General features: G+C 38.9%; 2 protein-coding genes and 1 pseudogene. 2 read left to right on the forward strand and 1 reads right to left on the reverse strand.

The window, feature by feature from the left end:
- The first annotated feature begins 169 nt into the window (after positions 1 to 169).
- Together CYP54_RS05865 and CYP54_RS05870 are read left to right on the forward strand one after the other, a co-directional pair.
- Positions 170 to 2,005 (forward strand): aryl-sulfate sulfotransferase, encoded by a 1,836-nt coding sequence (locus tag CYP54_RS05865; protein ID WP_084041751.1) that lies wholly within the window; start codon positions 170 to 172, stop codon positions 2,003 to 2,005.
- 211 nt (positions 2,006 to 2,216) lie between these two features.
- Positions 2,217 to 3,242 (forward strand): annotated as a pseudogene (locus CYP54_RS05870) (ABC transporter substrate-binding protein).
- Between the two features lie 221 nt (positions 3,243 to 3,463).
- On the opposite strand, the gene CYP54_RS09905 reads toward CYP54_RS05870, so the two are convergent.
- The coding region (locus CYP54_RS09905) for a hypothetical protein (RefSeq protein ID WP_181001534.1) at positions 3,464 to 6,696 on the reverse strand (3,233 nt) is incomplete at its 5' end.

Consider the following 6,696-nt stretch of genomic DNA (forward strand, 5'->3'; position numbering starts at 1 on the left):
ATAAAGTTTATCGTGATTTTTATGTTATAAGGTTTTATTACAATTACAAAGGAGACAATTATTTTTTATTACTCCTTTTACCTGATTTAAGCCTTGGGTGTTCCAGGGCTTTACTAAATTTTATAAGTTCTATGGGTAGAATTTATAAAATTTATTTAAAGGAGATGTTATGAAAAATACTTTGAGTTGTCTTGCACTAGCTTCTGTGCTTTGTTCATCGGCCTTTGCCATAGGAGGTCCAAGTGGAGCCAAGCTTGACTATGCTATCACTGGGCAAATCGGCGAAGTAGTAGTAAATCCTTACGACACTGCTCCACTTACCGCAGTTATCAAAAATGGTGGCTACACACTAAGCAATGCCAAAGTAACCATCGTACCAAAACAAGGCGGTCAAGTAATAAGCTATAAAGTGGCTGACAAGCATCTTCGCACACATGGCGGTATTCCAGTTTTTGGCATGTATCCTGACTATCAAAATACAGTTGAAGTCGAATACGACAAGATTTACAAGGGCAAAAGCGAGCACGTAAAAGAGAGCTATAAAATTTACGCCCCAGCTATCTACCTAGAAAGCTCAGGCACACCAAATCAAAAGGGCGCGCTCTTTGATAAGATCGAGGTTACTAAGCCTGCGAGTGCTAAATTTGCAAACCGCCTCTACTACGTAAATAACTTCGTAAATAAAACAGGCAAGGGCACAAAAGTCGTTTGGAACAACCCAGCTGGCGGTGCGATCGAGTGGAACTACAGCCCAAATAACTTCATCCTTGATACAAAAGGCGAGGTTAGATGGTATCTTGAACCAAGTAAAATTTACGATCTAAAACAGCCATTTCACGCTGGCGTAATGATGGGCTTTAAGCAAAATGACGATGGTGCGATGACTTGGGGATATGGTCAAAGATACGCAAAATACGACATCATGGGTAGAGAAATTTTCAACCGTGAGCTACCAGCTAGCTACAACGACTTCTCTCACTCAATGGACGTAGCACAAAACGGACACTACTTCTTACGCGTGGCAAATGCTGATTATAAAAGAGCTGATGGCAAAAACGTAAGAACAGTGCGCGACGTGATCGTTGAGCTTGACCGCGATGGCAACGTAGTTGATGACTTTAGACTATATGAAATTCTTGATCCTTATCGCGACATCGTGCTAAAAACGCTTGATCAAGGCGCAGTTTGCTTAAATATAGACGCTAAAAAAGCAGGCCACACTGCAAGCACAGATGAGCTTCAGTCTATGGATACGCACGATAAATGGGGCGACATAGTTGGCGCTGGTCCCGGACGCAACTGGGCGCACGTAAATAGCGTGGATTATGACCCAAGCGATGATAGTATCATCATCTCAAGCCGCCACCAAGACGCAGTTATCAAGATCGGCCGTGATAAACAAGTAAAATGGATTATGGGTGCTCACAAGGGCTGGAGCGATAAATTTAAAGACAAACTCCTCCAGCCAGTTGATAGCAAAGGCAATAAAATAGTCTGCGAAGATGAGTACTCAAAATGCCCAGGATACGAGAGCGATAAAGGTGGCTTTGACTGGCAATGGACGCAACATACTGCATTTAGGATAGATAGCAAGTCTAAAAAAGGCGAAATTTATCTAAGCGTCTTTGATAACGGCGACACAAGGGGCATGGAGCAACCAGCCATCGCTGGCATGAAGTACTCTCGTGCGGTCGTTTATAAGATCGATGAGAACAAAAAGACCGTTGAGCAGATCTGGGAGTACGGCAAAGAGCGCGGCAAAGAGTGGTATAGCTCAGTTACTAGCCTTACGCAGTATCAAGATGACCTTGATAGTGTGATGGTCTATTCAGCTGTTGCTGGCATGCAGTTTGACATCGCAAAAGGTCGCCCAGTAGGACTTCCTAGTCCGCACATCGATGAGTTTGAGTGGGGCGCAAAAGAGCCTAGCATCGAGATAAAAATGACAAATACTATGGGCTATCAAGCATTTCCATTTAGCTTACAAAAAGCTTTCGAGAAATAATCTCTCTTTTCTCCCCTTTTTGCCAAGTGCAAGAAGGGGAGCCATTACTACAAATTTAATCTATCAATAATAGATAAAAATCTACATTCGCTCATAAATTTTAAAACTATAAAATTAGAAATTTATATTGTAAAGATATTATTTATTAAGGCGATAACATATAGTATTAGCACTTATATATAAAAATATATATTTAATATAAGGAGAAAAAATGACAAAATTTTTCATGGCTTTAGTGGTGCTGTTTGCAGGCATTTTACTTAATGCAGCTGAGTTTAGAGACGTCAAAGACGTCACTGGCGACGTCGTAAAGGTTCCCGCAAAAGTAGAAAAAATCGCCACGCTTTGGTATGCGAACAATCAAATCATATTAATGCTAGGCGGCGCAGACAAGATAGTAGCGACTACCGATCTAATCAAAAATAACAAATGGTTTGCGCACGTTTATCCTAGAATTTCAAGCATCCCAAACGGCGTAAACGGCAAAGATTTGTAGGTAGAAGAGCTAATTAAACTAAGCCCAGACATCGTTATAGCCGCCGATAAAAAGAACAAAGAAGAGCTAACCAAAAACGGCTTTACCGTACTTTATCCATCATTTACGAATCATGCGGATATGAAAAAAAGCGTATCTATAATGGCTGAGGTCATAGGCGGCGAAGCGCCGAAGATAGCTCAAAAATTTAATGAGTATTTTGACGGCAACCTTAAAAGAGTACAAAACGAAATAGGCAAGATCGCGCCATCATACAATAAACCAAAAGTACTTCACATAGCCGGCGGCAAAAATTTATTCAAGGTTGATGGCACAAATACAATCATAGACAAGTGGATAAGAGTCGCAGGCGGAGTAAATGCAGTACAAAAAGCTGGAAATATGCTTGAACTAAACGCAGAAGAGATCCCAAATATAAATCCAGATGTGATCATCATAGGTAGAGCCAAAGCTCCCGAAATTTTAAAAAAGATATATGAAAACCCTATCTACGCAGACATTAACGCTGTAAAAAATAAAAGAGTTTACGTAAATCCTACTGGCGTTTTTAGCTGGGATAGATACGGCGCCGAGGGAGCATTGCAAATTTTATGGGCGGCTAAGATATTACACCCTGAAATTTTTAAAGATATAGATATAGCAGCTGAGACAAAGAAATTTTATAAAGAGTTTTTACACTACGAGCTAAGCGATGATGAAGTAAATTACATCTTAAATGGCTTAGACCCAACTGGAAAATAATTTATCCTTACGGCGGTAAATTTATCTACATTTACCACCAAATTTTAATCCATTTTCAACTTTTATTTATCATCCAGACTTACTGATTTATATATACCAACTACTTAAACAACTAAAATTTTGTAGATCTGATGCTAGTTAAAAAGATAAAAAATTATAAAAATTTAATGATAGAAAAGAATATCCCAAAGGAATTTCCTTTGGGATTAAAAGTATAGATATTAAAGTACGTGTATCTGGTCTTGAACTTCGATTGTAGTTGTACCACTAGTATAAGTAGTATAACCACCAGAACTAGCACCTTTAGTCCAGCTACTTCCAAGAGTAAGCTCATCGTTACTATCGCCATCTATTTTTAGCTTATTCTCGTTACTATCACGTAATATATCTTGAACATTACTAGCTGTAAGAGATAAGGTTGTCTTTTCTCCATTAGTCATATCTAGTTTTTCAATATTTTTAACATGACTAAAGTCTATGCTATTATCAGCTACTTTTAATGTATCAAATCCAGCTCCGCCGTCGATAGTCGTATTAATTAGCGTTGCACCTTTGTCTACTATGATAGTATCGTTACCGGTCGTTAGACCATCTATGCTATCACCATATATAGAAGCATTTTCAAATCTAGCTCCAGATTTGATATGGATTGTGTCATTACCAGCATCACCCTCTACTTTAGCGTTATCAAATTTTCCAGAGTTAACGAAAATTCTATCGTCTCCTGCTCCGCCGTGTACGCCGGCATTATGATTGCCTGCATTTTCGCCTTTAAATTCTGCTCCGTTAACATTTATTATATCGTCGCCGGCATCTGCATATACATTAGCTTGATTAAATTTAGCTCCACTTTCTAGATTTATAGTATCTACACCATTTCCAGCAGCTATATAAGAGAAGTCTTGGAATATAGTTCCATTATTTATAGTGATTGTGTCGTCGCCATTGCCAGTATCTATAGCAGATAGGTTACCATCGGCAAGTTTTAGGAACGTAGTATTTGTAACTTCTACCGTATCGTTGCCATCACCGGTATTTAAAGCAGAACTTTGAAAGGTTGTGCGAGCATCGTCAGGGTTGCGGTTAATAGTTATAGTATCGTTACCTTCTGAAGTATTTATAGTGTTATAGTTAAATATTGTTCCTTCTTCGATATCAACATCATCGTCGCCTTTATCCGTATCAACTACCGCATGCGTTAAAGTAGAATTGTTAATCACCACGTGATCTTTGTCGGCACCGGTATTTATAGATGTTTTTGCGCTAGCGGTGCCATTAAGTTTAGAACCCCTAATTTCTAGGTCGTCTTCTCCTGCACCAGTACTTATGCTATTTTCGCCTTCCATCAAAGAGTCGCCTTGTATTTGCACTAAATCGTCTTTGCTACCGGTAGTTATCATAGTCTTTTCGACTTTAGCTTTGTGTATCTGCACATGCTTATGATCGCCGTCGCCCATATTTATCTTTACATCGTCAAAATCTGATACTCTATTTGCATAGTTACCGCTATTGCCTAGACCGCTTAGCAGTACAGTATCTCGGCCGTTGCCAGTATTTATCTCGGTTTTAGTCGCTATAGGTTTTGAATAAGGCTGAGTCGGATCTGAATCATAATTCTCACTATGATGCTCAAACGTAACTATATCATTGCCTTCTCCAGTTTCCATTTTTACAGAATTTAAAGACGATCCATCAAATACTTGAACGATATCACCGCCGTTTCCGGTTTTAATATCAGTATATTTTATATTAGAGTCTTTGATAGTTATCATATCAGTATCGTCACCAGTGTCTATTTCTACGGTATTATGTTCATCTACGCCTTCTACTGTAGAGTTATTTATATTTATTTCGTCTTCACCGGCATTAGTACTTATACCAGAACCTAGTCCTCCGAATTTTGAACCGTTGTTTATATTTATGATATCTTTACCATCTCCAGTACTTATATAAGCTTCACTAAATACCGCATTGTTGGTTAATGTTATTTCGTTACCGCCATTACCGTTTTCTATACTACTACCTTTCATAGCAGCATCGTCTATAGTTACTTTATTTAGACCTTCTCCTAATTTCATTTCGACCCTGGTTAGCTCAGCTTTATCACTCACATTTACGATGTCGTCTCCAGCTCCGGTGCTAATACTAGATCTCCTACCTTCCACCGATTTTTTTAGATCGGTCTTAATATTGATCGTACTTTTTGTACCAACATCTTCCGCTATGATGTTAACACCAGTAGTAGTAGCTCCTTTTTCAAAATTTATCGTATTTTCTTTGGCTACTACTTCTATTTTAGCATTAGACATAAATGCTCCGTTTTTCACGTTTAGCTCAGAAGTATTACCTTGTTCTCCTTTATCTAAAGGACTAGCAGACTTACCCATATGTATAAGAGCCCCTTCATGTCGGGTACCGTGAATATTAGCTCCAGAATTTACGTTTATAGTGTCATTGCCGCTTCCGCTTTTGATCATGGTACCTTTTTTTAGCTCGGCTCCGGAATTTACGTTTATAATGTCATTGCCGCTTCCGCCGTCTATTACACTAACTCTCTCATCGGTTACGTCAAACGAAGCGTTTTCGATATTTATTACATCATTATCGGCACCGGTCATCAAGATAGATCCCTTAAAATTAATCTTATCCGTAGCGGTTCCTTTTAAATTTACGGTTTCGCTTCCAGCGCCCATATTTATTATAGTATTAGTTAAAGTGACGCCAGGAGCTATATTTAAGTTGTCTGAACTTGAACCGGTGCTTATATAAGATTGACCGCCTATGTATTCGTGAGTAAACGGATCTATTTCATAAGTACCAGTACCTGTTACGTCAGAAGTTATATTTATCTCGTCGCCCTTTACACTGCTATAAATTTTAGTATCTATATTAGTACCGTCTGAAGTAATCTTACTTCCATTATCTCCGCCAAATACGCTAAGATCACTTGAAGGATTTACTATTTTGGCCACATCTCCAGTATGATTTGCCGAATTAGCACTACTTGTTAGCACCAAGTCTTTAGCATCATCTTGACCAATAGCTAACTTGCCGTCGTTACTTTTAAACCAGCCGTCTTGAAAGGTAAATGTATTTACTCCAGCGTTAGGAACTAGATAATCCCTACCGTCTATCCATCTAACTATACTATAGCCATTCAAAGTAGATCCGGCATTAGACATGTCATTTACTAGACTTCGCATATGGAAAACGAATCCGTCGTTTATATTTTCGTTTAGATACGCCGATAAAGGAATCTTTATACTTCCTGCTGGTAAAGCAGGTCCTGTTGCTTCAGTTCCAGCCCCAGCCACAACAGCACTTCCACCACTTACACCAAAGCTATTATCTCCACCTGCTGCTAGAGATAAAGCATCTATGCTTCCTACATTAGCATTTATGTTACTAATGTGGCCTCCTTCTGCAAAGCTAGTAGAAGATAAGCTTACGCCAT

The sequence above is a fragment of the Campylobacter concisus genome (assembly GCF_002914005.1).
In the GTDB taxonomy this organism is placed as follows: Bacteria; Campylobacterota; Campylobacteria; order Campylobacterales; family Campylobacteraceae; genus Campylobacter_A; species Campylobacter_A concisus_N.

Coding starts and splice junctions, on each gene's coding strand:
- CYP54_RS05865 (WP_084041751.1), top strand. CDS start 170: ATGAAAAATACTTTGAGTTGTCTTGCACTAGCTTCTGTGCTTTGTTCA.